Below are 24,230 nucleotides of genomic sequence, written 5' to 3'. Positions count from 1 at the left end.
GCCTAATCGGCCGACGGCGACTGCCCGGCCGGCCTCTGGTCAGGGTGCTGCGCGTGCCACTCCTCGTCGAGGATCGCCCAGGTCATGCCGTCCATCCAGCCGCGGGTCGCATGCAGCGAATCCCCGCGGAAGACGCCCTCGCAGCGCAGCCCGATCTTCTCCATGATCCGGGCCGAGGGCGCGTTCGCGGCGAAGCAGCTGGCCTCCACGCGGTGCAGCCCCAGCCCGGCGATCGCGATGCGCAGGAGCGCCGCCGCGTACTCGGTGCCGAGCCCCTGGCCGTGCACGTCGGGGTCGAGGACCCAGGACAGCTCGCCCTGACTGCGGTGGGCGGCGGCGATCGCCTGGCGCTGGGACCAGGCGTCCTGCACCATCACGCCGCCCACGGCGACGACCCTGCCGTCGACCTCCCCGACGATCCTCGCCGCGAGCGACTGCTCCCAGGTCTCGACATGGGCGGCGCGCGAGGCGGGCAGGCCGTAGGTCCATTCGTGGACCTCCGGCCTGCCGTACCAGGGCCAGATAGCCTCGGCATCCTCGGCGCGGGCGCGGCGCAGCGTGAGTCGCTCGGTGCGGAGCGGCCAGTCGAGGTCTGCGAGCGTGGTGGTCACCGCGCCAGGGTACGCACGTGAGCACGGTCCGACGGGGGAATCGCCGGGGCCGGGATCAGGGCTTGCCGTGCGGGTCGCGAGCGTTGAGCATCTCGACCACCTGCGGATAGTCACCGCGCACCTCGGCATAGCGCAGCACCTTCACGGCCTCCACCTGGATCTCGCGCAGGGAGGACGCGTCCCGCGCCTCGAGGATCTCCATGACCTCGTCGGCGAAGGCGTCGAGCGGCATCGCCATCTCGTTCTCGGCGTGGCCGGGCATGAGGTCGGTGCGCACGGCCGGCGGCTCGAGCTCGAGCACGCGCACGCCGGTCCCCGCGAGCTGCAGGCGGATCGACTCGCTGAGCATGTGGATCGCGGCCTTGGTCGCGTTGTAGGTGGGGGTCGCGGCGAGCGGGGTGAAGGCGAGTCCGGAGGAGACCGTCATGATCGTCGCGTCCCCTCGGGAGACGAAGTGGTCCAGGAAGGCGGAGATGAGGCGGATCGGCCCCAGCACGTTGGTGGTGACGGTGGCCTCGGCGGTCGCGAGCAGGCCGTCGGACGTCGTCCAGTCCTCGGCGCGCATGATCCCGGCCATCGCGATGAGGGTGTCGAGGTCCGGGTGCTCGGCGCGCACCGTGCGAGCCGCCGATTCGATGCTCCGGGGGTCGGTCACGTCCAGGGCCACGGTGCCGAGTCCCGGGTGCTGGGCGGCGAGCTCGGCGAGCCGCTCGGTGCGTCTGCCGCCGATGATGACGGTGCTGCCGCGCTCCTGGAGGCGCAGGGCGAGGGCGAGGCCGATGCCGCTGGTCGCGCCGGGGATGAAGATCGTGTGTCCGGTGAGTTCCATGGCAGGCAGTCTTCGCCGCGCCGCGGGCGCGCACCAGGGCCGACTGATCGGGGGATCCGCGATCCCTGGAGGCGCGGGCGCGCTGCAGGGATACTCGGGGCATGGATGCAGCGAGCAGAGGGGCCGACGGGGCACCCGTCGCCGACGGGACGCGCGCGAGCGCCGCGCGCACGGGCACGGGCACGGAGCGCACAAACATGGACCGCACGGGTATGGACCGGGAGGCGCTCGCGGGCTTCCTCGTCGCCCGCCGAGAGGCCATCTCCCCGGCTGACGTGGGCCTGCCCGCGGGCGCGCGTCGGCGCACACCGGGGCTGCGGCGCGAGGAGGTCGCGCAGCTGGCCACGATGTCCGTGGACTACGTGACCCGGCTCGAGCAGAGGCGCGGGCCGCAGCCGTCGACCGCGATGCTCGCCGCGCTCGCACGCGCCCTGCGGCTCACGGCCGACGAGCGCGACTACCTGTTCCGCGTCGCCGGGCACAGCGCCCCGGACCGTGCGACCGTCCATTCCCATGTCGCGCCGGGACTGCTGCGGGTGCTCGACCGGATCCAAGACGTGCCGGCGATGATCATCTCGAACCTCGCCGAGCCTCTCGTGCAGAACGAGCCCGCGCGCGCTCTGTTCGGGGACGCCTCGCTCCTGGAGGGATGGGAGCGCAGCGCGATCTTCCAGTGGTTCGCCCACCCTGAGAACTGTCGAGGCATGTACCCGCCGTCCGATCACGCCCGGCAGAGCCGCGCGCAGGTCGCGACCCTCCGCGCCGCCTACGGCGCGATGGGTCCGCGCTCGCGGGCCGGTGAGCTGGCGCGGCTCCTGCAGGCCCGCAGCGAGGAGTTCGCCCAGCTCTGGGACGCGCAGATCGTGGCGCGACGCTTCGAGGACCACAAGGTCGTGGTCCACCCGGAGGTCGGCGAGATCGAGGTGGACTGCCAGGCCCTGTTCACGGAGGACGAGACGCAGGTCCTGCTGGTGCTCACCGCTCCCCCGCACACGGAGGACGCGAGCAAGCTCGAGCTGCTGGCGGTGCTGGGGACGCAGGCCACCCCGGCCACCCCAGGGCGGTGAGCCGATCCGGCTCGCTCCCGGTAGCCCTCACAGCGTCCACCGCGCCTCGATCGACCCGTGCGGCCTCGCGCCGGGATCGGTGCGCCGCTCGACCGCGGAGACTGTGAATCCGACGTTCCCCAGCAGCCGCTCGAGCTCGGCCACCGGCCAGAAATGCGCGGCCGTGATCGCGTGCTCGAACCTCTCGACTTGCGGCCCCTCGAAGAAGCCGATCAGCAGAGTGCCGCCGGGATGCAGCACCCGGCCGATGGACGTGAGCGCCTCCTGCATCCGCTCGGGCGGGAGATGGATCAGGGAGTACCAGGCGAGCACACCCGCGCAGGAGGACTCCTCGACTCCCGGGTCGAACACGTCGCCCAGCCTGTACTCGACGCCAGGGTGCGCGGTGCGCGCGCGATCGACGAACTCCGGCACCGGGTCGATGCCGAGCACATGATGTCCCTGCGCGGCGAGGTGCGCGGTCCAGTGGCCGGGTCCGCAGCCCAGGTCGAGGAGCGGTCCGGCCGGGCTGCCGCCGGCGTCACCGGCCCCGTCGGCCGTGCTGCCCGCGCTCATCCGCCGCGCCCAGTCCTCGATGCGCCGACGGTCCGGGCCCGCCATCTGATCGATCGATCCGAGCACCCGCGCATATTCCTCGGCACGTGCGGCGTACGCCTCGCGCGTCCCCTGCTCGCTCACCCCTGCAGAGTAGGGGCGCCGAGCACGACGGTTCGGCTGAATCGCCGACACACGTACACGCGCGCGAAGCTCGCGCGGATCTCCGCCTCGTCGGCCAGGTCCGCGTGGCAGAACGCCGTCACTGGGCGCCGCAGCGGCTCTGATCTCTTCCGCTCACAGCAGAGGCCCGCGCGCCCGGCCGATCCGCGCCGTAGGCTCCGAGCATGGATGCCACCGAACCTCTGCTTCGTGAGCTCGTCGGTGCGGCTCTGCGCGAGGAGCGGCGCCGACAGGGGCTGACCCTCGCGCGGCTCGCTGAGGCGAGCGGCGTGAGCATGCAGCACGTCTCGGACGTCGAGCGCGGACGCAAGGATCCCTCGAGCGAAGTCCTCGCGGCGATCACGGGCGCGCTCGGGATCAGCGTCTTCGACATCGGCCGATGGGTGCACCTGGCAGACGTCCCGCGCCACGATGCGGATCAGCGCGGAGCGCGTGAGGGAGTCGCGCATCAGAGGGCCGTGCACCAGGGCGTTGTCCTGGACCTGACCGCCCGAGGTGGCAGTTCTCCTGTCCAGGAGAATCCGTGGCTGCCTGCTGTTCACGGTCTCTCCTCCTCGTCGGCGCACGAGCCGATGCTCAGCGCAGCCTGACGCAGCACGTCCGGCGGAAGCCTCCTCCCGTCACGCGTCATCCTCGCGGAACCCGGAAGCCCCGCGCCCTGCGCTCATGCGTCCTTGTCCCCGAGTCCCGTGCCCCCTGTTGAGTTGCCTCTGACTCGTGCTCCTTGATGCGCATGCGCAGCTCCGCTCGCCGGCCACCGTGCTCCGTCCACCCTGCTCCGTCCTCCGCACAGCGCTCTCGGTGCCCCACCTTTGTCGCATGGTTTGTCGCAAACGTTCCCGCGGGAACGTCACATCGGCCCCTTGTGTCAGATCCCGGTGAGCTCTGCGGGCGTCACGACGGTCGCAGCGCGAGCAAGCCAAACCCGGTGTGCCCGGTAGGACGGCGGCGACGGTCCTGCGAATCGGTCGTGAGCACGCCGACAGTGCTGCGCAATGGTCGTTATGGGGCCTCATAACGACCATTGCGCAGCAGTCAACATTCGACGATGAACCGCAACGGCCCGGAACGACCAGGCGCGGCTCGTGGGCACGGCACCGCGCGGCACAGCCCAGCCATCCCGCGCCCGTCGTCGGCCCCCTCACCCGCCCTTCACCGCCTCCGCAGCACCCTGTCCGCGAGGCCGTAGTCCACGGCGGCCTGTGCATCGAGCACCCGTTCGCGCTCGAGGTCGGCGCGGACGGTGGCGAGGTCCTTCGCGCTGTGCTCGGCGATCACGGCCTCGAGCTCCCGGCGCACGCGCTCGACCTCCTGCGTGGCGAGAATCAGATCGGGCACCGCGCCCCGCCCGCTCGCCTCGAGCGGGTGCAGCACCACCCGGGCGTGCGGCAGCACGGCGCGCATGCCGGGTGTTCCCGCGGCGAGCAGCACCACGGGTGCGGCGACGACCTGACCCACGCAGGTCACGGCGATGTCGCTGCGCACGTACTCGAGGGCGTCGTGGATCGCGAGGACGGCCTGCGCGTCCCCGCCCTCGGAGTTCAAGTAGAGCTGGATCGGGCGGTCCGGGGCGTCGTTCTCCAGATGCAGGATCTGGGCGATCACGGTGTTGGCGACCCCGTCGTCCACGGGCGTGCCCAGGTAGACGATGCGGTCGCTGAGCAGCCGGGAGAAGACGTCCGCGCTGCGCTCGGCGCCGTGACTGGTGCGCTCGATGACCGATGGGATCGTATAGCTGCTCATGACGCTCCTCCCGTCCGGATCCCCGCCCGGGCGCCTGCCACGCGTCGCTCGCCGAACGGCAGGAGCTGGTCGAGGGACTCCACCACGTGGTCGCAGAATCCGTACTCGACGGCGTCGGACGCCTCCCAGATGCGGTCGCGCTCGGAGTCCCGGGCGACCTGCTCGCGGGACTGTCCGGTGCGTTCGGCGGTGATGTCGATGAGCCGGTCGCGGCCCCTCCTCAGGTCCTCGGCCTGGAGCTCGATGTCCGCCGCGCTGCCGCCGAAGCCGGCCGACCCCTGGTGCATGAGCACGCGGCCGTGAGGGAGGATGAATCGTTTGCCGGGCGCGCCGTGGGTGAGCAGGTACTGCCCCGCGCTGTAGGCCATGCCGAGGGCCACCGTGCGGACGTCGCACGGGATCACGTCCATGAGGTCGCCGATCGCGAGCATCGCGGGCACGAGGCCTCCGGGCGAGTTGATGAGCAGGGTGATGTCGCGGCTCGGGTCCTCGGCGGCGAGCAGCACGAGCTGCGCGCACAGCTGGGCGCCGTTGTCCTGCTCGAGCTCCCGGTCCAGCAGCAGGATCCGCTGGTGCAGGAGTCCGGTCGCGGTGCGGTCCGCGAGGGCGGGCGGCGGGGTCGGCGCGCTCTGGTCGGGGTCATCGGTGCCGGCCCGCGGGCCGATCGACCGGTGGATGCCGGTGCTGGGGCCGACGGGGCCCGTGTACGGGGCTGTTCTCTGTGTCATGCCCTCGAGCCTCGCGTCTCGAAGGGGCCGACGGGCGCTTCTCCGTCGTCCGCTGATCCACCCTGCGCTGATCCACCCTGCGCTGATCCCCCGTCGGCTGATCCTCCCTGCGTTGATCCACCGCCGGCTGGTCCGCTGACGGCTGGTCCGTCCTGCGCTGACCAGCCCTCGTGACCGCTCCCCTCGTCCCCGCGCCGCACCTCACCCCTCCCGTCCTGCCCCGGCCCCGCGGTGCGCGACTACAGTGGACGCATGCAGAATCCGGACAGGTCAGCCACGATGATCACCGTGTCCGACCGCTCGGCGGAGGGCACCAGGGAGGACCTCTCCGGTCCCCTCGGCGCCCGCCTGCTCGAGGAGGCCGGATGGGAGGTCGAGGGCGTCGTCGTCCCGGATGACAGGGACGCGATCGCCGGCGCGATCCTCGCCGCGGTCGACGGCGGCGCCGCGCTCGTGGTCACCACGGGCGGCACGGGGCTGGGGCCTCGCGACGTGACCCCGGAGGCCACGGGCCCGCTGCTGGATCGGCCGATCCCCGGGATCGCCGAGCGCCTGCGCGCCATCGTCGCCGACCGCCTTCCCGCCTCGATGCTCTCGCGCGGCCTCGCCGGTCTGCGCGGCCGCACGCTCGTGGTGAACCTCGCCGGCTCCCCCGGGGCCGTGCAGGACGGCATGCCCGTGATCCTCTCGGTCGCCGCCCACGTGGCCGACCAGGTCCGCGGAGGTGACCACACGTGATCGTCATGTCGGCCGTGACCGCCGCGCCCCTGGACGTCGCTGCGCACCTCGACGCGGTCTCGCACCCGGCGGCCGGAGCGACCGCCGCCTTCATCGGCACCGTGCGCGACAACGATCCCGAGGCCACCGGGACGGTGGTGCGCCTGGACTACTCCGCGCACCCCGAGGCTGAGCGGCTGCTCGCGGAGATCGCGGCGCGCTGCGACAGCGAGGACGTGCGCATCGCCGTCTCCCACCGCACGGGATCGCTCGAGGTGGGCGGGGTCGCGATCGTCGCCGCCGTCTCGAGCGTGCACCGCGCCGACGCGTTCGACGTGGCCCGCGAGGTCGTCGAGCGCGTCAAGGCCGAGCTGCCGGTGTGGAAGCGCCAGGTCGAGGCCGACGGCACCGCCGAATGGGTGGGGCTCGGGAGCCTCGCCGAGACGGGGCTGAGCGCATGACCACCGCGTACCACCCCGGTCGAGCGAGCGCCGATCCGCCAGCTCCCGCCGCCGCGCCGAGGCCCACCGCCGTCGCCCTGCCCATGCCGACGGTCCGGGTGCGCACGGCGCAGGCTCCCCCGTCGGCCCCCTCCGATCCCGTCGACCCCGCCCACTCTGTCGACGCCACCCGCCCCGTCGGCGCGTCGACCTCCGGGACCGTCCCCGGGGGCGTCTGGGACGGCCCGCTCGTCGACAGCTTCGGACGCGTCCACCGCGACCTGCGGATCTCGCTCACGGACAAGTGCAACCTGCGCTGCACCTACTGCATGCCCGCCGAGGGCCTGCCGTGGCTCGCGAAGGAGAACGTGCTGACCACGGACGAGATCGAGCGCGTCGCGCGCGTCCTCGCCCGCCTCGGCATCGTCGAGGTGCGGCTCACCGGCGGCGAGCCGCTGCTGCGCCCCGACATCGTCGACGTGGTGCGGCGCCTGCACGCGATCGAGGGGGCCGAGGGGCCGCTCGACATCTCCATGACCACCAATGCGATCCGACTGGACCGCGTCATGGAGGACCTCGAGGCCGCGGGCCTCTCGCGGCTGAACATCAGCCTGGACACCGTGGACCCCGAGCGCTTCAAGGAGCTGACCCGTCGCGAGCGCTTCTCCGCCGTGCAGGCAGGGATCGCCGCCGCCCGCGAGTCCGGGCTGCGTCCGCTGAAGATCAACGCTGTCGCCATGCGCGGCGTGAACGACGACGAGTTCTGCGATCTGCTGCGCTTCGCGATCGACCACGAGGCCCAGCTGCGCTTCATCGAGCAGATGCCGCTGGACGCAGGCCACGTCTGGTCGCGCCACACCATGGTCGACGGCGCCGAGATCTTCGAGAAGCTCTCCGCCGAGTTCGACCTCGACCCTGTCGGCGACCGCGGCTCGAGCCCTGCGGAGGTGTTCCGCGTGCGTGGCACCGACGCGACCGTGGGCGTGATCGCCTCGGTCACCGCGCCGTTCTGCGGGGCGTGCGACCGGGTGCGGCTGACGGCCGACGGGCAGCTGCGCAACTGCCTGTTCGCGCGGGAGGAGTCGGATCTTCTCTCCCTGCTGCGCTCGGGCGGGTCCGACGAGGACGTGGCCCGGATGATCCGCGCGAGCATCGGTGCCAAGCGCCCCGGTCACGGGATCGACGATCCCGGCTTCCTGCAGCCCGACCGCCCGATGTCCGCCATCGGCGGCTGACCGGGCCGGAGCACCGGCGGGACCGGCACCCGGCCCGGGCGGACCGCTCAGGCGTCGTCCTCCTGCGGGTGCGTCTCCTCCCAGGCGGCGAGCTCGTGCTTGACCAGGCGCGTCGCCTCCTGCGGAGAGATGCCCGCGGCGACCGCGAGCCCCATGAGGTAGGTCGTCACCGGCGCGGCCGGGCGGGTCACCCCGTGGGCAACCTGGCCGGTGAGGCCCAGCAGCAGGTTCGTCGGAACCTCCTCGGCCGTGAGTCCGAGGGCGGGTGCGAGCTGCTCGATCCAGGGCTCGAGCTCGGGCGGGACGCTGCGGGGCATGAGATCTCCTTGATGCGGCGGGCGGGTTACGTGGGGTGACCTGCGTGGGGTGGGGTGCGTGGGATGGCGTGGAGTGCGCGGGGCGGGGAGGATGCAGGACGACCCCCGGCCGGCGGCCGACGGTCGACGAACGCCGTGATCCGCGCCCCCGGTGCTCAGGTGCGGCGCCAGGTGCCGCTCTTGCCGCCGGTCTTCTCGACCAGCTCGATGCGCTCGACCGCGACGGACTTGTCCAGTCCCTTGACCATGTCGACCACCGCGAGAGCGGCGATCGAGACGGCGGTCAGCGCCTCCATCTCCACGCCCGTGCGGCCGGCGGTGCGCACGGTCGCGCGCAGCTCCACGCCGTCGTCCTCGATCTCGGCGTCCAGCACCGCGCCGTGCACGCCGATCACGTGCGCGAGGGGCAGCAGCTCCGGGGTGCGCTTGGCGCCCTGGATGCCGGCGATGCGGGCCACGGCGAGCACGTCCCCCTTGGGGACGGTCCGATCGCGCAGGGCGGCGACGATCTCCGGGGTGCACAGCACCTTGCCGCGCGCGGTCGCGCTGCGCACCGTCGGCGACTTCTCGGTGACGTCGACCATGCGCGCCCGGCCGTCGTCGTCGAGGTGGGTGAAGGGCTGGGAGTTCTCGCTCATGACAGCACCATCACCTCGATCTCGTCTCCCTCGTGGACCCGTTCGACGTCCGCGGGGACGATCGCGAGATCGTGCGCCCGGGCGAGGGAGACCACCAGGTGGGAACCGCTGCCGCCCGCGCTCGCGGGCGCGACGGTCCACTCGTCCATGACCGCAGGCAGCGCCTGGGCGCGGCCCACGGGGCAGGTCCATGCGGCGCGCGCCCGCCGCTGGACGGTGGGGCGGAAGAGGTCGCTGCGGCCCGCCATCGTGCGCAGCGGCGGCCGCACGAACAGCTCGTAGCAGACGGCGACCGCGACCGGATTGCCGGGCAGGCAGAAGACGGGGAGACGCTCCCCCACGACGCCGAACCCCTGCGGCTTGCCGGGCTGGATCCCGACCTTCTCGAAGCGCACGCCGAGCGGCGCGAGCGCATGCTTGGCGACGTCGAAGGCGCCGACGCTCGCGCCGCCGCTGACCACGACGGCGTCGGCGAGGTCCTGCTCCGCGAGCGCGCGGACGTGGCGGGCGAGCTCCTCGCCGTCCTCGTCGCGGAACCAGGAGACGTCCGCGATCTGGAGTCCGTCGGCCGCGAGGGCCGCGGCGAGCAGCACAGAGTTGGACTCGGGGATCTGGCCGCGCCGCAGCTCCTGCCCGGCGGGCACCAGCTCCGACCCGGTGGAGACGACGGCGACGCGCGGCCGCCGGATCGCGCTCACGCGGCCGTGGCCGGCCGATGCCACGGCGGCCAGACGCCACGGCGTGAGCTCGACACCGGCGGGCACGGCGACCTCTCCCTCGGGGGTGTCCTCGCCGCGGCGGCGGATGTGCGCGCCGGGCTTCGGCTCCTCGAGGATCTCGATCCGGGCGGGGAGCTCGTCGACCCCCGTCGGCTCGCTGTCCGTCGGCCCGGTCCGGACCTTCTCGATCGGCACGATCGCGTCAGCGCTCGTCGGGACCGGCGCACCGGTCATGATCCGCACCGCCTCGCCGGTGCCGAAGGGCGGGTCCTCGGAGGAGCCCGCTGCCACGTCGCCCACCACGAGCAGGCGCGCATCGACTCCCGCCTCGGAGCGACGCACGGCGAACCCGTCCATGGCGGAGTTGTCGAACAGCGGCACCGGATGCGCGGTGCGGACGTCGTCGGCGAGCACGGCGCCGCGCGCCTCGGCGAGTGGCAGCTCCACCGCATCGAGCCTGCGGACCGCCGCCAGGAGGCGGGCGCGATGGTCCTGCCAGGGGATCATGCCCTCGCCCCTGCGCGCCGGATCCGGAGGGTCGTGGTCGAGGTCAGCATGCTCTCCATGCTAGTCGCGCCCCCGTCCCCGACGGCGGCGTCCGGTCCCGCGGGATCCGGCCGGTCCCGGCTTCTGCGGGCCGTCCGCACCCGCCCCCTTCGTGCGGCTCCACCCGCATCCGCGGGAAGTCGGCCGAGATTCCTCCGCATGTGCGGGTCCGTGGTGTACTGGAGCGCATGACCACCTTCCGCGTGAGCGAGGCCGCCGGCCTGCTCGGCGTCAGCGATGACACCGTGCGGCGCTGGATCGACAACGGGGCGCTCACCGCCTCGGCGGACGCCGCGGGCCGCACCGTGCTGGAGGGCAGCGAGCTCGCCGCGCACCTCGAGGCCTCTGCCGGCGGTCCCGGCGATCCCGTGCAGCGCGGATCGAGCGCCCGCAATCGTTTCGTGGGTCTCGTGACCGGCATCGTCAGCGACCGGGTGATGTCCCAGGTGCAGATGCAGTGCGGTCCGCACCGCGTGGTCTCGCTGATGTCCACCGAGGCCGTCCGCGAGCTCGAGCTCGAGGTCGGCTCCCTGGCGACGGCCGTGGTCAAAGCGACCACCGTGATCGTCGAGACGCCCTGACCCGGAGCGTCCCGCCCGCCTCTCCCTGCTCTCCCGTCCCGCTGTCCCCTCCCGCAGAATCGAAGGATCACCCCATGTCCCTGTCGACCACCGCCCGCCTGCGCACCGCCGGTGCGCTCCTCGCCGTCTCCGCTTTCGCCCTGGCCGGGTGCTCGGACTCCGGATCCTCCGACTCCGCGGCCTCGGACTCCGGCGACGGCTCGACGAAGACCCTCACGATCTTCGCCGCCGCCTCGCTCCAGGGCCCCTTGGACACCGTCGCCGAGGACTTCTCGAAGGCGCACCCCGAGTACGAGGTGAAGCCGATCGTGTACGACGGCTCGCAGGCGCTCGCCACCCAGGCGATCGACGGGGCGGACGTCGACGTGCTCGCCTTCGCCTCCGAGAAGAGCCTCGAGCCCGTCACCGAGGCCGGCATCACCGACGACTCGAAGATCTTCGCGACCAACACGCTGGAGATCGCCGTGGCCCCCGGGAACCCCAAGGGCATCAAGACCTTCGAGGACCTCACGAAGTCCGGCGTCTCCGTGGTCACCTGCGCCTCCGAGGTCCCCTGCGGCCAGGCCACCGACAAGGTCGAGGACGCCACCGGCGTGACGCTGAAGCCGGTGAGCGAGGAGACCAACGTGACCAGCGTCGTCAACCGCGTCTCCGAGGGCGAGGCGGACGCGGGCCTGGTCTACACCACCGATGTCACCGCCGCGGGCGACAAGCTCGAGGGCGTCGACTTCCCCGAGTCCGACGAAGCCGTGAACAAGTACCCGGTGGCGGTGAGCACCAAGGCCAAGGATCCCGAGGGCGCCCAGGCCTTCGAGGACTACCTGCTCTCCGACGACGGCCAGAAGGTGCTCGACGAGGCCGGCTTCGGCGCGCCGTGAGACCTCCCGCCTGGCTGCGGACCATCGCCCTGGTGGGCCTCGCCGTGCTGGTGCTGCCGCTCGCCGGGATGCTCACCCGGGTGCACTGGTCCACCCTCGGCGAGGACCTGGTCGCCCCCTCGACGGTGACGGCGCTCTGGCTCTCGCTGCTCACCGCCTTCTGCTCGACGATCGCATGCCTGGTCCTGGGCTTCCCGCTCGCGTTCCTCATCGCCCGCGCGTCCTCGCGCACGGCCGCGGTGCTGCGGGCGGCCGTGATGGTGCCGCTGGTGCTGCCGCCGATGGTGGGAGGCCTCGCCCTGCTGTCCCTGCTGGGACGCTCGGGCGTGATCGGGAGGCCGATCTTCGAGGCCACCGGGTTCTCCCTCCCGTACACGACGGCGGGCGTGATCGTCGCCCAGACCTTCGTGGCCATGCCGTTCCTCGTCATCACCCTCGAGGGCGTGCTGCGCACCTCCGGCCAGGGCCATGAGCGGGTGGCCGCCTCCCTCGGCGCGAGCCGCTGGCGCGTGCTCACCCGCGTCACCCTGCCGCTGGTGACGCCCGGCCTGGTCGCGGGGACCGTGCTCGCCTTCGCGCGCGCCATGGGCGAGTTCGGCGCGACCGCCCTGTTCGCGGGCAACTCCGAGGGCGTCACCCGCACCATGCCCCTCGCGATCTACACGGCGTACAACGGGGTGGGCGTCAGCCAGGACTCCGCCCTCGCGCTGTCCCTGCTGCTGCTGGTGAGCGCCGTGGTGATCGTCGCCGGCCTGCGCTCCTGGCGCGAGGAGGCCGTGCGGTGAGCGCGGGATCGGAGCGCCCGACGGGTGCGGGCCTCACCGCCGATCTCGTGGTCCGCCGCGAGAGCTTCGACGTGCGCGCCCGCCTCGAGGTGCCCCCGGGCGGCCGCCTGGCACTGCTCGGTCCGAACGGGGCCGGCAAGTCCACGATCCTCGGCGCCCTCGCCGGCGCCGTCCCGCTCGCCGACGGGCGCATCGCCGTCACCGAGGGCGGCGAGCAGGCCCGGGAGCACGTGCTCGATGCCCCCGGTCGCCGCAGCGTCCCCACGCATCTGCGCAGCATCACCCTGCTCGAGCAGCGTCCGCTGCTGTTCCCCCACCTGGATCTGGTCGCGAACGTGGCCTTCGGCCCGCGAGCACGCGGCATGGCCCGGCGCCCGGCCCGCGCGCTCGCCCTGGACTGGCTCGACCGGGTGGGACTCGCCGACCGCGCCGCCCAGCGCCCGCACCGCCTCTCCGGGGGCCAGCAGCAGCGCGTGGCCCTCGCCCGGGCCTTCGCCTCCGGCCCCTCGGTGATCCTGCTCGACGAGCCCTTCGCGGCCCTCGACGCCGAATCCACTCCCCGCGTGCGAGGGCTCCTCACCCGCGAGCTCGCCCGCACCGGCACCACCGCGCTGCTGGTCACCCACCAGCTCAGCGACGCCTGGGACCTGGCCGACCGCTGCGTCGTCCTCGAGTCCGGCACCATCCGCGAGCGCACCGTCCCCGAACAGATCGCGACGTCCCCGCGCAGCCGTTTCGGCGCCCGCCTCGCGGGCTTCGGCGTCATCGAGGGCACGTGCACGGCCGGGGAGGACGGTGCGGCGGCAGCGGCCCTCCGCGTGGGCGACGCGGTGCTGACCGGCGCGCCCGATCCCGAGGCGCTTCCGCAACATGGCGAGAGCGCCCTGGGGATCGCCGCCCCGGAGGACGTCGATCTGCTGCCGCTCGACGACGGGGCCGCGGCGGGCGACGGCGACGCCCAACGGGGCCCGTCGGGTGTGGTCGGCCAGGTCATCGGGGTGCAGGCGAGCGCCGGTCGGGTCCGCGTCGAGGCCGACAACGGCCTGGTCGCCCAGGTCTCCCCCGACGCCGCCGCACGGGCCACCGGCAGCGGCCTGCCGGTCGTCGGCTCCCGGCTCCGCTTCGCCCCGCGCGCCCTGCGCCTCGTGGAGGACCGCCGCCAGGACGAGCCCGCCCGCTGACGTCGACCGCTCGTGCCGCGCGAAGGCCCCGGCGTACCCTGTGCGGCATGGGTCGCATCACCTCCAGCCGTCCGATCACCCGCATCCGTCTCGGGTACGGCAGCACCCGCAGGCCCGACACGCTCGCGGTCGAGGAGCCCCTCGAGATCCGGGCGGACGGACGCCCGGTCGCGGTCACGATGCGCACTCCCGGCCATGATGTCGAGCTCGCGACCGGCTTCTTCCTCTCCGAGGGGATCATCCGCGGTTCGCGGGACGTGGTGCAGGCGATCCACTGCGGCGGCCCCGGCACGGGCGGCGAGGTCAACACGTACAACGTGCTCGACGTGACGCTCGCCCCGCACGTGCCTCCGCCCTCCCGGTCGACCGAACGGAACTTCTATACGACCAGTTCGTGCGGGGTGTGCGGGAAGGCGAGCATCGACGCCGTCCGCACCGTGTCCGCCTTCGGCGTCACCGACGACGACCTCCGCATCGCCCCCGAGCTCATCGCCTCCCTGCCCGACACCCTGCGCGAGCACCAGGACGTCTTCGACAAGACCGGCGGGCTGCACGCGGCGGGGCTGTTCGACGCCGCGAGCGGTGAGCTGCTCGTGCTGCGCGAGGACGTCGGGCGGCACAACGCCGTCGACAAGGTCGTGGGCTGGGCCGCGCAGAACGGCCGCCTTCCCGCGCGCGGCACGATCCTGCAGGTCTCGGGCCGCGCGAGCTTCGAACTGGTCCAGAAGGCCGTGATGGCCGGTATCCCGATGCTCTCCGCGGTCTCCGCCCCCTCGTCGCTCGCGGTCGAGCTCGCCGTCGAGTCCGGTCTGACCCTCGCGGGCTTCGTGCGCGGGCCGCGGCTGAACGTCTACTCGCGGCCCGACCGGGTGCTCGAGCCTGCCGTGGAGCAGCAGGGCGCGGGCGGGGCCGACGTCGGGACCGAGGTCGAGGAGAGCCGGCCCGCCGCGGTCCGCTGAACGGCGCGCACCGGGTGAGTCCCGGTGGATGCAGGGCGCCGGGTCAGCCGGAGACCCGCCGGGCGTAGCGGGCAGGGGTCTCGCCGGTGACGGCCCGGAAGTCGCGGATGAAGTGCGACTGGTCGAACCAGCCCAGAGCGGTGGCGGTGTCGCTCAGTGAGCGCGGGTCTCCGCGATCGAGCGCGGCCGTCGCGTCGATCACCCGGGCCCGCACGAGCATCCGCTTCACACCGACACCGAGCCCTCGGTCGAACAGCCGCTGGAGCGTGCGCGCCGAGACGCCGCTGCGACGCTCCAGATCAGCGAGCGAGTGCGTCGCCGAATCGTCGATGATGCCCAGGAGGCGACGCAGCGTCGGGGCGTCGGGCGGCTCCTCCGGGCCCCGTGCGAGGAGCCACGCGTCGAGACGCGCGGCCGCGGACACCGCATCGTGGGGCAGGGCGTCCGACGGCTCGACATCGGCCAGGTGCGTCGCGGCCTCACCGAACCACTGCTCGGCGGGGATGGTGCGATCGCGCAGCGCACGCAGGTCCTGCGTCGAGAACGCGCGCGTCCCGCCGAGCGCGAACTTCACGCCCACCACGCTGCCGCTGCCGGTCAGTCGCACGTCGAAGCGCCCCCGGGTCACGGGCCCGGTGATCCAGACACCTGCTCCCTCCGTGGTGCCCGCCGCGTCCGTGCCGTCCCGCTGCGCGCCTCCGCGTTCGACGGTGAGGTTGATCGACGGATCGTCGAGGGTCGCGACCGGGAAGACCTCCCCGTCCTCCAGGTCCCAGCGGACCGACCAGTACCGCTCGACCCAGGGTCGCAGCGCGGCACAGGGCCGGGCGAAGTCGTAGCGCGCCCGCTGCAGGAGCTCCTCGGGGCGCAGCACATGGCCGTACATGTGCGGAGGTGTCGCCTTCGTCCTATCGGCGTCCGTGCCCATGGCGGCAGTCTTCCACCCATGGACGACACCGCTGTTGCACGCCTTGCCATGACGACTCTCGACGCCGCCGAGACCGAGCCGGAGGCGCGCTTCTGGTCCGCGGTGCTGGGATGGCCGATCGCCGTGCTCACCGAGGACTACGCGATGCTGACCGGCCCCTCCGGGGCCCTCGGCATCGGCCGCATCCCCGACCACGTGCGCTCGACCTGGCCGGACGACGGCCGCAAGCAGTTCCACCTCGACCTCGCCGCCTCCGACCCGCAGGCCGCGGCGGAGCGCTGCGTCGAGTTCGGCGCCACTCGGGTCGAGCCCCAGCCCGGCGACACCTGGATCGTGCTGCAGGACCCGGCCGGGCACTTCTTCTGTCTGACCGACGAGAAGAACTGGGGCTGACGACGGGAGAGGCGCGCGCGCCATACTGGCACCCATGCGCGAATCCCCGGACCCGACCCCGCCCGCACGGCCCGAGTTCACGATCGATGTGCCGGTCCTCGCCGATGCCGACGCCCTCGCCGCCCTGCACACGCGGGTGTGGCGCGAGGCCTACACGGGGATCGTGCCGTCCTTCGCCTACGACGACGTCTCCCTCGGCCGGCGCCGCACCATGTGGCGCCGGATGCTCGATCCCGAGCGCGAACGGACTGTGCGCGAGCGCCTGCGGATCGGCCGTGACGCCGAGGGAGCTCCCGTCGGATTCCTCATGATCGGCACCGGCCGGGACGAGGACGCCCCGCATCCGCTCGAGCTGCAGGCCCTCAACGTCGGCCGCGAGTTCCACGGCACCGGTCTGGCGCAGGCGCTGGTCGCGGAGCTGCTGGGCGATCGGCCCGCCTACCTGTGGGTGGTCGAGGACAATCCGCGCGCCCGCCGCTTCTACGAGAAGGTCGGCTTCCGGGCCGACGGCGGCGCGAAGGTCGATCCCTCCCTGGAGGACCTCCGGGAGATCCGCATGTCCCGTTGATCGGGCCCGCCCGGTCAGTCGGTCGCGGGGCCCCCGTACTGCAGCACGGTCTCGCCGTAGGTCTTGGTGCCGTCGTCCGCCCAGCCCTCGGGCCAGGCGAGGGGGCGGGAGCGGCTCGAGCGCTCGATCACCACGAGCGCGTCGTCCGCGAGCGCCGGGCGCAGCGCGCGCAGCAGCTGCTCGAGCGCCTCGGTGGGCAGGTCGTAGGGCGGGTCGAGCATCACGAGCGAGAATCCCCCGTCGGCCGGCGCGCCGGCCTCCGCGAGCTGCGCCGCGGCCTGTTCGGCCTTCCCGGTGCGCACCGTGCAGCGCGCGGCGAGGCCGAGTCGCTCCGCGGTCGTGCCGAGCTGTCGCGCCGTCGGCCCGTGCATCTCCACCAGCAGCGCCGACTCGGCGCCGCGCGAGAGCGCCTCGAAGGCGAGCGCTCCCGTGCCGGCGAACAGGTCCAGCACGCGCGCACCGCGCAGGGCGTCCCAGCCCTCGAGCCGGGAGAAGAGCGCCTCGCGGACCCTGTCGGACGTGGGGCGCGTGCCCTTCCCCGGGGGCCCGGGGATGGTGCGTCCGCCCAGCTCGCCGGCGATGATGCGGGGCATCTCAGCTCCTCTCCACGTTCGGGTCGGCGTCCCGCAGGCGGCGCTCGACGGCCGCTGCGAGCTGCGGATGGTCCTCGAGGTCCACATCGCCCGCGACCAGGTCGAAGGCGATGCCGCGGGCACGCGCGATGATCTTCTCGTCGCGCAGCACGTCCAGGTGCTCCAGTGTGCGGTGCAGACCGGACTGCTCCTCCCCCACCAGATCGCCCGTCCCGCGACGGCGCATGTCGATCTCGGCGAGCTCGAAACCATCGGTCGTCGCGGCGATCTTGGTGAGCAGCTCGGACGTCTCCGAGCCGTGCGGGGTGCGGGTGTCGAAGAAGGCGATGCCGGGGTGCTCGCCGCGGCCGATGCGCCCGCGCAGCTGGTGCAGCTGGGAGATGCCGAAGCGCTCGGCGTCCATCACGACCATCACGGAGGCGTTGGGCAGATCCACGCCCACCTCGATGACGGTCGTCGCGACCAGGAGATCGAGCTCCCCGGTGACCATGGCGTCCATGACGTCCTGCTTCTCCTGGGCGGAGAGCCGCCCGTGCATGACGCCGATGCGCGCGTCGCGCAGCTGGGGCCGACGGGCCAGGCGCTCGGCCGTCTGGGTGACGCCGCGCGCCTCGAGCCCCGGGTCGGCCGCGCTGGGGACGCCCTCGAACACCTCGCCCATGATCTCGAGGTCCGATCCCTCCTCGCGCTCGTCGATCCGCGCGCAGACCACGAACGCCTGGCGGCCGGCGCCGATCTCCTCGGCGGTGCGCGCCCACATGCGCGTCTCCCACGCCGGGTCCTCCTCGTGGACGACGTGGGTGGTGATGCCGGGGCGGCCGCTCGGGCTCTGGGTGAGGCTGAGGACGTCGAGGTCCCCGGCGGTCGCGAGCGCCGCGGTGCGCGGGATGGGCGTCGCGGTCATGACGATGACGTGGGGGTTCTTGCCGTCGGCCCCCTTGGTGCGCAGTCGCCTGCGGTGGTCCACGCCGAAGCGGTGCTGCTCGTCGATCACGACGAGGCCGAGCGCCGCGTACTCGACGGACTCCGTGAGCAGCGCATGGGTGCCGACGATGATCCCGGCCTCGCCGCTGGTGACGTCGAGCAGGGTGCGCCGGCGGTCGGCGACGGACTGCGAGCCGGTGAGCAGGCGCACGCGCGTGGCGTCGGGGTGGGCGTGCATGTGATCGGCGCGCCCCAGGTCGCCCAGGAGGTTCAGGATGGTGCGGTGGTGCTGCTCGGCGAGGACCTCGGTGGGGGCGAGAAGGACCGCCTGGTGGCCCGAGTCCACGGCCTGGAGCATGGCCCGCAGCGCGACCACGGTCTTCCCGGAGCCGACGTCGCCCTGGAGCAGCACGTTCGTGGGCCGCGAGCGCGCGAGCTCGTGGCGGATCGCCTCCCCGACCTCGGCCTGGCTCGCGGTGAGCGTGAAGGGCAGGCGCTCGTCGAGCAGGGGCTGCAGCGGGCCGCTCGCGCCGAGGGCGGGCGCGGGCGTGCGCGCGTCGAAGGCGCGGCGCTGCGCGAAGATCGTCTGCAGGATGAAGGCCTCCTCGAAGACGAGGTGCCTCGTGCCGCGCTCGGTCTCGGCCATGTCCTGCGGGGTGTGGATGAGGCGCATGGCCTCGGGCAGCGTGGGCAGGTGCTCGGCGGCGCGCACGGTGGGCGGGAGGATCGTGGTGAGCTGGTCGGCGAACTCGACGGCCTTCTTGTACGCCGAGCGCAGGGTGGCCTGCTTGGCCTTCTTGCGCAGACGGTAGACGGGGACCGGCCGCATCAGCCGCGCCCGCGCCTCCGCGCTCCCGTCGTACGGCTCGTAGCGGGGATTCGTGATCTGCGGGGCGCCCTGGTGGAAGCGGGGGTCGAAGTGGACCGTGCCGAACACGGCGATGCGGGCGCCGGGTGCGAGGTGCTCCTGGTGCCAGCGCACGATGTGGTCCTTGGGCAGGAAGAACGTGAGGGTGAGCTGCGCGTTCTCGTCGGCGACGCGGACCTCGAGAACCGAGCCGGGCCTGCGCTTCATGCGGCGGGCCTGCGAGCCGACGACGCGGACGATCACCGTGGCGTCGTCCCCTTCGCGCAGCGCGCCCAGGTCGCGGAGCTCGCCGGGGACGATAAAGCGCAGCGGCGTCAAGCGCAGCATGTCGTCGAGGTCCTCCGCGCCCTGCGCGTGGACGGCCCGCAGCTCGGCGGCCGTGAGGAGCTCGGAGAGCTCGGGCACGCCGGAGGAGCGTCGCGGCGCGCGCGCCGTGCGGCCCGTGCCGCTCGCGTCAGCGTTCATGGTGCGACGTCCTTCTCCCCGTTCCCTGCCCTGCCCTGCCAATGACTCCCGTCACCGGCCCTCGCCTGCACGGATGCGTGCGGGACAATGGTGCCACCTGCACGGGACGCTGTGTCTGAATCCACAGCGCTGGGCGCTCTCCGCGCTTCCGACGCCCGGCAGCCGTGGGCTATGCTGTCGGGGTTGCCTTGCGCGACCGCTCTTCCTGTGGTCGACCACGGTATGCGAACCCTCCGACGATCGAGCGTCGGCCGGGGCGCGTCCGGCGGGCGAGGCACCCGCAACGATTCGATCTTCAGGAGACGACAGTGGCTTCCACGTGTGACATCTGCGCCAAGGGCCCGAGCTTCGGCAAGAGCGTGTCCCACTCGCACCGCCGCACCTCGCGCCGCTGGAACCCGAACATCCAGACCGTGCGCACCGTGATCAACGGCACCCCCACGCGCCTGAGCGTCTGCACCTCCTGCCTCAAGGCCGGCAAGGTGCAGAAGGTCGGCGCCTGAGCAGGACGCGCTCGGCCCTCGCGGCCAGGCCATCCCTCGGGATTCCCCGTCGGAGCCCCCATCGGAGACGGTGGGGGCTTCCGTGCGTCCGGGGCCGGTCCGATGCGTCGCGCCACGTACGCTGAGCCGATGGTCGACGCACTCGCTGACTATCGCGCCCTCCTCGCCGAGGGAGACGTCCAGGTCGCGGTGAGCGACCTCGACGGGGTCCTGCGCGTCTTCGACACGACGCCCTGGGCGGCGCTCGACGAGCAGCTCGGGCTCCCCCAGGGCTCCGCCTTCCGCGCCGTGCTGCGCGACCCGCTGCTCGAGGACGTGACGCGCGGTCGCGCCACCCATGCGGACTGGCGGGAGTCCATCCTCTCCACGCTCCGTCGGCAGGGCGTTCCCACGGGCCGCGCCCGTCGTGCCATCGCCACCTGGGCGGACGACCGCGGCCGGCTCGACACGGACGTCCTCGACGTGCTGCGGGACGCGCAGCGGGAGGGGATCGACGTCTTCGTGCTCACCAACGGCACCGACAGGGTGCGCGAGGAGCTGGAGGGCCTGCGCGCCCACGAGGATCCTGCCCACTCACCGCCGCGGCGTTTCAGCTCTCTCCTCGATCCCCGGGGTGAGCGGGTCCTGAACACGGCCGAGCTCGGCGAGGCCAAGCCCGATCCCGCTGCATTCGCCGTCGCCCACGCACGCATCGAACGCGTGCTCGGCCGCCCCGTCCCCCGAGGCGCCGTCGCCTTCCTCGACGACAGCGCCTCCCACACGGAGGGCGCAGAGGAGTTCGGCTGGCGCGCGGTCCGACTGCGTCGGGCGTGAGCGCGCCGCCGACCTCCTCCGCCGGGCGCCCCTCGTCACCTCACGCGAGCGCGGGCAATCCCAGGTTCTCGCGCAGCGTCGTCCCCGCGTACTCGGTCGGGTAGACGCCGCGCTCCTGGAGGCGGGGCACGAGCTCGTCGACCACGTCGTCGAGGCCTCCGGGGACCAGCCACGGGGTGATGTTCAGCCCGTCGATCGCTCCCCACCGGGCGTACTCGGCGAGCTGCTCGGCGACCGAGTCGTAGGAGCCGGTGAAGCTGCTGCCGCGCGAGCCCTGGCGCGAGCGCGCGAACTCGAGGATCGACAGCCCCTTCTGGGCGGCCTCCTCGCGCCAGGCGCGCGTGAGCTCCTGGGCCTTCTCGAACTGGAATCCGGCACCTCGGGTGACGCCGGACTCGACGACCAGGGGGTCCACGTCGGGCAGCGGCCCGTCGGGGTCGTAGTCGGTGAGGTCGCGGCCCCAGTACTGCTCGAGCAGCGCGATCGCCTGCTGCGGACCCACCTGCTGCTCGCGCACCCAGCGCAGCTTGTCCTCGGCCTCGGCATCGGTCGCGGCCAGGATGAACTCGGCCCCCGGGAAGATCTGCACGGACTCGGCCGAGCGGCCCGCGGCGAGCGTGCGCTCGACGATGTCGTGGCGGAAGTCGATCGCCCGCTCCAGATCGCCGAAGGGCGAGAAGATGACGTCGGCCGTGCGGGCGGCGAAGTCGCGCCCCTGCGGGGAGACGCCGGCCTGGAAGAGCACGGGCTCGCCCTGGCGCGAGCGCGGCAGCCTCCCGCTCGCGCGCACGTGGTAGTGGCGGCCCTCGTGGTCGACGTCCTCGCCGCGCCAGATCCGTCGGGCGACGTCGACGAAGGCCTCGGCGTGCTCGTACCGCTCGGCGTGGTCGACGTAGCCGCCGCGGCGGAAGTTCTCGCCGGTCCAGGCGTTGTCGGTGGTGACGATGTTCCAGGCGGCGCGGCCGTCGCTGAGCAGGTCGAGGCTCTGCAGGCGCCGGGCGAGGTCGACCGGGTCGTTGTACGTGGTGTTCTGGGTGGCGACCAGGCCGATGTCCGTCGTGATCGAGGCGAGCGCCGCGAGCAGGGTCTGCGCATCGGGACGGCCCGCGACGTCGAACTCGAGAGGCACACCCTGGTGCTCGCGCAGGCGCAGCCCCTCCCCCAGGAAGAAGGCGGAGAACACGCCGCGCTCGGCGGTCGTGATGAGGCGCTCGAAGGACTCCCAGGCGACCTGGTCGCCGGCGCCCGGCGCGCGCCAGGCGGTCGAGGAGTTCACGCCCTGGAAGAAGACGCCCAGGCGGATGGTCCCGCTCGGGGTGTGCGCGGCGTGGATGGGGTGGGCGGAGTCGGCGGGCGAGGCTGCGGCTCCGGCGGTGGTCTGCTCGGCGGTGGTGCTGCTCATCGAGCGGTCTCCTTCTGGGCGGTGCGGGCGCGGTCCGAGCGGCGCGCGGGGTCGATGGTGACGTCGGGGCGCGGGAGTCCGAACTGCTCGCGCAGGGTGGCGCCGGCGCTCGGAGCCGGGGCGACGAGTCCGTCGGCTCGGAGCTGCGCGGCGGCGTCGGCCACGCGCGAGGCGAGCTCGGCGGGTCGGAACGCGTCCTCGTCCGCCTCGGTCGGGTGCGGCTCCGACTCCTCGTCCGCGGGTTCCTCCTGGCCGAGCAGACCGACGAGCCGCACGAGGCGCGGCGCAGTGGGGGCGGCGCCCTCCGGGGCCGCGTCCGCGGACGTCGGGTCGAGATCGGCGCCGACGATCCCTGCCGCGCCGAGCGCCTCGCGGACAGCTCCCGCGATCTCCTGGGCGGTCGCGTCGGCGTCGAGCACGACGTCGACGGCGCGGCCGTCGGCCAGCTGCTCGGCGACCACGTCGCCGACCGCGGCGCGGTCGGCGTCCGCCACGAGCACCGGCAGCAGGCCCTGCGGGGAGCGCGGGGTGATGGACGGCCCGCGCACGGAGAAGGTCTCCCCCTCGAAGTCGACGTACTGCAGCTTCGCGGCATCGACGTAGACGCCGGTCTCGGCGTCGCGCACCACGGCGTCGTCGCTCCAGGAGTCCCAGACCAGCCGGGCCACGGTGACGACGTCCGTGGTCTCGCGGCGCGCCGCCTCGAGGTCCAGGGCCTCGCGTCCGACGACGTGGGCGGCCTCGTCGTCGGTGCGGGTCTCGACGAGCCAGCCGGCGCGGCCGCCGCTGATGTGGTCGAGGCTCATGAGCTGGGTGGCCAGGTGGAACGGCTCGACGTCCACGGCGTCGGTGCGGACCACGAGGGACAGTGCGCGGGTGAGCGGGGCGAGGTGCGAGGCGACGTGGATCGGGTGGAGGTCTCCGCGCTCGGCGTCACCGCTGATGCTGAGGGCGCCGAGGCCGGCCGCGTCGAGCGCCCGGGCGAGGTCGCGCACGGCCCCCAGGCGGGCGGGCGTGCTCGGCAGGTCGACGGTCAGGACGGGCGGTGTGGTCATCACGGGTTCTCCTTGGTGTGTGCACGGCACTCGGTCACCGCTTCTTCGGTCAGTCCCCAGCGGTCCAGGACCTTCGCGTAGGTGCCCTCGTCGATCGTGGCCTGGAGGGCCTTCGCGTAGACCTCGGCGATCCCTGTGCCCCGCGTGAAGGTCGCGGCGACCAGGGTCTTCCCGGGTGAGAGCTCGTCGATCTTCCCCTGGGTCTCGACGTCGTCGCGGGTGGAGGCCACGTAGCTCATCGTCTCGTAGGGGGCGAGGTAGGCGTCGATGCGTCCGGCGCCGAGGGCGAGCAGCACGTCGGCGTCGCTCGAGAAGTTCTTGAGCTCGGCCGGGTCCTTGCCGTCCTTCTGCAGGTCCTCGTTCCAGCGCATGAGCAGGGCCTCCTGGTTGGTCCCGTTGCCCACGGCGATCACCCGGCCGCTCACGGAGTCGGGCTCGCCGAGCCCGAGGCCGGCGCCCTTCGTCACGAGGAACGTCATGAAGGCGCGCCGGTAGGAGGCGAAGTCGAACGTCTCCAGCCGCTCGTCGTTGATGCCGACGTTCGAGTGGACGACCTCGAACTCGCCCGCCTTCAGCTTGAGCGGCCAGTTCTCCCAGCTGGTGATCTTCAGGTCCAGATCGAGGCCGAGCTTGTCGGCGGCGAGCTGGGCGATGTCGGGCTCGGACCCGATGGGGGTCTTGTTGTCGTCGGCCATGAAGCACAGCGGCGGCCCGCCCACCACGGTGGTCGCGACGGTCAGCTTGCCGTCCTTGCGGAAGGACTCGGGAACGGCCTTCGCGAGCTTCTCGTCGACGGTCGTGCGGATCCTCTTCTGCGTGCCGGAGGTGTCGATCGGCGAGGAGCCGCCCGAGCCGCCGTCGGAGGCTCCCCCGTCGGAGCCGCCCGAGCCCGCCGCGCTGCTGGCCGTGGTCGGATCGGCGCACGCCGCGAGCGCGGCGAGGACGGGCAGGGAGGCGGCCCCGGCGAGGACCCTCCGGCGCGGGAGTCGGTGCCGACGGGCGTCGGCGGGATGCTGGGTCATGGAGT

Annotated in this window: 28 protein-coding genes; 14 read left to right on the top strand and 14 right to left on the bottom strand. The window is 73.2% G+C overall.

Annotated features, from left to right (window positions below):
• Positions 1-2: 2 nt before the first annotated feature.
• Positions 3-611, bottom strand: coding sequence for a GNAT family N-acetyltransferase (locus M4486_RS03060; protein WP_249479535.1), 609 nt, complete (start codon positions 609-611; stop codon positions 3-5).
• Between the two features lie 55 nt (positions 612-666).
• Complete coding sequence (locus M4486_RS03055; RefSeq protein WP_249479534.1) at positions 667-1,440, bottom strand: SDR family oxidoreductase; 774 nt, start codon at positions 1,438-1,440, stop codon at positions 667-669.
• 212 nt (positions 1,441-1,652) lie between these two features.
• Between M4486_RS03055 and M4486_RS03050 the strand changes: the two genes are divergently transcribed.
• Positions 1,653-2,507, top strand: coding sequence for a helix-turn-helix transcriptional regulator (locus tag M4486_RS03050; RefSeq protein WP_249481058.1), 855 nt, complete (start codon positions 1,653-1,655; stop codon positions 2,505-2,507).
• A gap of 27 nt (positions 2,508-2,534) precedes the next feature.
• On the opposite strand, the gene M4486_RS03045 is transcribed toward M4486_RS03050, so the two are convergent.
• Entirely contained in the window at positions 2,535-3,185 is a 651-nt protein-coding gene (locus M4486_RS03045; RefSeq protein ID WP_249479532.1) for a class I SAM-dependent methyltransferase, read from the bottom strand.
• A 203-nt stretch (positions 3,186-3,388) separates the two neighbouring features.
• On the opposite strand from M4486_RS03045, the gene M4486_RS03040 reads away from it, so the two are divergent.
• The gene (locus M4486_RS03040; RefSeq protein ID WP_249479530.1) at positions 3,389-3,814 is read left to right on the top strand and encodes a helix-turn-helix domain-containing protein; all 426 of its coding nucleotides are present in this window, start codon (positions 3,389-3,391) and stop codon (positions 3,812-3,814) included.
• 562 nt (positions 3,815-4,376) lie between these two features.
• Here the strand turns inward: M4486_RS03040 and M4486_RS03035 are convergent.
• Together M4486_RS03035 and M4486_RS03030 are read right to left on the bottom strand one after the other, a co-directional pair.
• Positions 4,377-4,967 (bottom strand): ClpP family protease, encoded by a 591-nt coding sequence (locus tag M4486_RS03035; protein WP_249479528.1) that lies wholly within the window; start codon positions 4,965-4,967, stop codon positions 4,377-4,379.
• Entirely contained in the window at positions 4,964-5,695 is a 732-nt protein-coding gene (locus M4486_RS03030) for a ClpP family protease (RefSeq protein WP_249479526.1), read from the bottom strand. Before M4486_RS03030 ends, M4486_RS03035 begins: the two co-directional genes overlap by 4 nt.
• Before the next feature lie 252 nt (positions 5,696-5,947).
• On the opposite strand from M4486_RS03030, the gene M4486_RS03025 reads away from it, so the two are divergent.
• From M4486_RS03025 to moaA, 3 genes are all read left to right on the top strand, one after another.
• Complete coding sequence (locus tag M4486_RS03025) at positions 5,948-6,433, top strand: MogA/MoaB family molybdenum cofactor biosynthesis protein (protein ID WP_249479524.1); 486 nt, start codon at positions 5,948-5,950, stop codon at positions 6,431-6,433.
• 5 nt (positions 6,434-6,438) lie between these two features.
• Complete coding sequence (locus tag M4486_RS03020; RefSeq protein ID WP_249481057.1) at positions 6,439-6,873, top strand: molybdenum cofactor biosynthesis protein MoaE; 435 nt, start codon at positions 6,439-6,441, stop codon at positions 6,871-6,873.
• Positions 6,874-6,956: 83 nt separating this feature from the next.
• Positions 6,957-8,087, top strand: coding sequence for a GTP 3',8-cyclase MoaA (gene moaA / locus M4486_RS03015; RefSeq protein WP_429798337.1), 1,131 nt, complete (start codon positions 6,957-6,959; stop codon positions 8,085-8,087).
• A 47-nt stretch (positions 8,088-8,134) separates the two neighbouring features.
• On the opposite strand, the gene M4486_RS03010 is transcribed toward moaA, so the two are convergent.
• The 3 genes from M4486_RS03010 to M4486_RS03000 all read right to left on the bottom strand — a co-directional run bounded on the left by M4486_RS03010 (position 8,135) and on the right by M4486_RS03000 (position 10,268).
• A complete protein-coding gene (locus tag M4486_RS03010; RefSeq protein ID WP_249479521.1) occupies positions 8,135-8,404 on the bottom strand; it encodes a DUF6457 domain-containing protein in 270 nt (89 codons plus the stop codon).
• A gap of 155 nt (positions 8,405-8,559) precedes the next feature.
• A complete protein-coding gene (gene moaC / locus M4486_RS03005; RefSeq protein ID WP_249479519.1) occupies positions 8,560-9,042 on the bottom strand; it encodes a cyclic pyranopterin monophosphate synthase MoaC in 483 nt (160 codons plus the stop codon).
• Positions 9,039-10,268 carry a molybdopterin molybdotransferase MoeA gene (locus M4486_RS03000; RefSeq protein WP_249479517.1) on the bottom strand — a complete coding sequence of 410 codons (1,230 nt, stop codon included), beginning with the start codon at positions 10,266-10,268 and terminating at the stop codon, positions 9,039-9,041. The genes moaC and M4486_RS03000 overlap by 4 nt, the downstream gene beginning before the upstream one ends.
• A gap of 227 nt (positions 10,269-10,495) precedes the next feature.
• Here M4486_RS03000 and M4486_RS02995 point away from each other — a divergent pair, with 227 nt between their 5' ends.
• The 5 genes from M4486_RS02995 (at position 10,496) to fdhD (ending at position 14,691) form a co-directional block, all read left to right on the top strand.
• Positions 10,496-10,888, top strand: coding sequence for a TOBE domain-containing protein (locus M4486_RS02995; RefSeq protein WP_249479515.1), 393 nt, complete (start codon positions 10,496-10,498; stop codon positions 10,886-10,888).
• A gap of 74 nt (positions 10,889-10,962) precedes the next feature.
• Entirely contained in the window at positions 10,963-11,766 is an 804-nt protein-coding gene (modA, locus tag M4486_RS02990) for a molybdate ABC transporter substrate-binding protein (RefSeq protein ID WP_249479513.1), read from the top strand.
• On the top strand, positions 11,763-12,551 hold the full coding sequence (locus M4486_RS02985) for an ABC transporter permease (protein WP_249479511.1): 789 nt from the start codon (positions 11,763-11,765) through the stop codon (positions 12,549-12,551). Before modA ends, M4486_RS02985 begins: the two co-directional genes overlap by 4 nt.
• Positions 12,548-13,732, top strand: a complete 1,185-nt coding sequence (locus tag M4486_RS02980; RefSeq protein WP_249479509.1) for an ABC transporter ATP-binding protein — start codon at positions 12,548-12,550, stop codon at positions 13,730-13,732. Before M4486_RS02985 ends, M4486_RS02980 begins: the two co-directional genes overlap by 4 nt.
• A gap of 47 nt (positions 13,733-13,779) precedes the next feature.
• Positions 13,780-14,691 carry a formate dehydrogenase accessory sulfurtransferase FdhD gene (fdhD, locus tag M4486_RS02975; protein WP_249479499.1) on the top strand — a complete coding sequence of 304 codons (912 nt, stop codon included), beginning with the start codon at positions 13,780-13,782 and terminating at the stop codon, positions 14,689-14,691.
• Between the two features lie 43 nt (positions 14,692-14,734).
• Here fdhD and M4486_RS02970 read toward each other — a convergent pair whose 3' ends face one another.
• Entirely contained in the window at positions 14,735-15,619 is an 885-nt protein-coding gene (locus tag M4486_RS02970) for a helix-turn-helix domain-containing protein (RefSeq protein ID WP_249479497.1), read from the bottom strand.
• 18 nt (positions 15,620-15,637) lie between these two features.
• Here M4486_RS02970 and M4486_RS02965 point away from each other — a divergent pair, with 18 nt between their 5' ends.
• Positions 15,638-16,012 carry a VOC family protein gene (locus tag M4486_RS02965; protein ID WP_249479495.1) on the top strand — a complete coding sequence of 125 codons (375 nt, stop codon included), beginning with the start codon at positions 15,638-15,640 and terminating at the stop codon, positions 16,010-16,012.
• Between the two features lie 34 nt (positions 16,013-16,046).
• On the top strand, positions 16,047-16,580 hold the full coding sequence (locus M4486_RS02960) for a GNAT family N-acetyltransferase (RefSeq protein WP_249479493.1): 534 nt from the start codon (positions 16,047-16,049) through the stop codon (positions 16,578-16,580).
• 14 nt (positions 16,581-16,594) lie between these two features.
• Here the strand turns inward: M4486_RS02960 and rsmD are convergent, their stop codons facing one another.
• Both rsmD and M4486_RS02950 read right to left on the bottom strand, forming a co-directional pair.
• Entirely contained in the window at positions 16,595-17,173 is a 579-nt protein-coding gene (gene rsmD, locus M4486_RS02955) for a 16S rRNA (guanine(966)-N(2))-methyltransferase RsmD (RefSeq protein WP_249479491.1), read from the bottom strand.
• A gap of 1 nt (position 17,174) precedes the next feature.
• Positions 17,175-19,430, bottom strand: coding sequence for an ATP-dependent DNA helicase RecG (locus tag M4486_RS02950; RefSeq protein ID WP_249479488.1), 2,256 nt, complete (start codon positions 19,428-19,430; stop codon positions 17,175-17,177).
• A 308-nt stretch (positions 19,431-19,738) separates the two neighbouring features.
• Here M4486_RS02950 and rpmB point away from each other — a divergent pair, with 308 nt between their 5' ends.
• Complete coding sequence (rpmB, locus tag M4486_RS02945; RefSeq protein WP_152352778.1) at positions 19,739-19,933, top strand: 50S ribosomal protein L28; 195 nt, start codon at positions 19,739-19,741, stop codon at positions 19,931-19,933.
• A gap of 129 nt (positions 19,934-20,062) precedes the next feature.
• A complete protein-coding gene (locus M4486_RS02940; protein WP_249479486.1) occupies positions 20,063-20,746 on the top strand; it encodes an HAD family hydrolase in 684 nt (227 codons plus the stop codon).
• 40 nt (positions 20,747-20,786) lie between these two features.
• Here the strand turns inward: M4486_RS02940 and M4486_RS02935 are convergent, their stop codons facing one another.
• The 3 genes from M4486_RS02935 to M4486_RS02925 are packed head-to-tail and all read right to left on the bottom strand — an operon-like array spanning position 20,787 to position 24,225.
• The gene (locus tag M4486_RS02935; protein WP_249479484.1) at positions 20,787-22,148 is read right to left on the bottom strand and encodes an LLM class flavin-dependent oxidoreductase; all 1,362 of its coding nucleotides are present in this window, start codon (positions 22,146-22,148) and stop codon (positions 20,787-20,789) included.
• Positions 22,145-23,203 carry an LLM class flavin-dependent oxidoreductase gene (locus M4486_RS02930; RefSeq protein ID WP_249479482.1) on the bottom strand — a complete coding sequence of 353 codons (1,059 nt, stop codon included), beginning with the start codon at positions 23,201-23,203 and terminating at the stop codon, positions 22,145-22,147. The genes M4486_RS02935 and M4486_RS02930 overlap by 4 nt, the downstream gene beginning before the upstream one ends.
• Positions 23,203-24,225: a transporter substrate-binding domain-containing protein gene (locus tag M4486_RS02925; protein ID WP_249479480.1), complete on the bottom strand. Its 1,023-nt coding sequence runs from the start codon at positions 24,223-24,225 to the stop codon at positions 23,203-23,205. The genes M4486_RS02930 and M4486_RS02925 overlap by 1 nt, the downstream gene beginning before the upstream one ends.
• Positions 24,226-24,230 lie beyond the last annotated feature (5 nt).

The organism is Brachybacterium kimchii (assembly GCF_023373525.1).
GTDB lineage: Bacteria > Actinomycetota > Actinomycetes > Actinomycetales > Dermabacteraceae > Brachybacterium > Brachybacterium kimchii.
The sequence above is the reverse complement of the archived record's forward strand: the minus strand, read 5'-3'. Positions and strand labels throughout refer to the sequence as shown.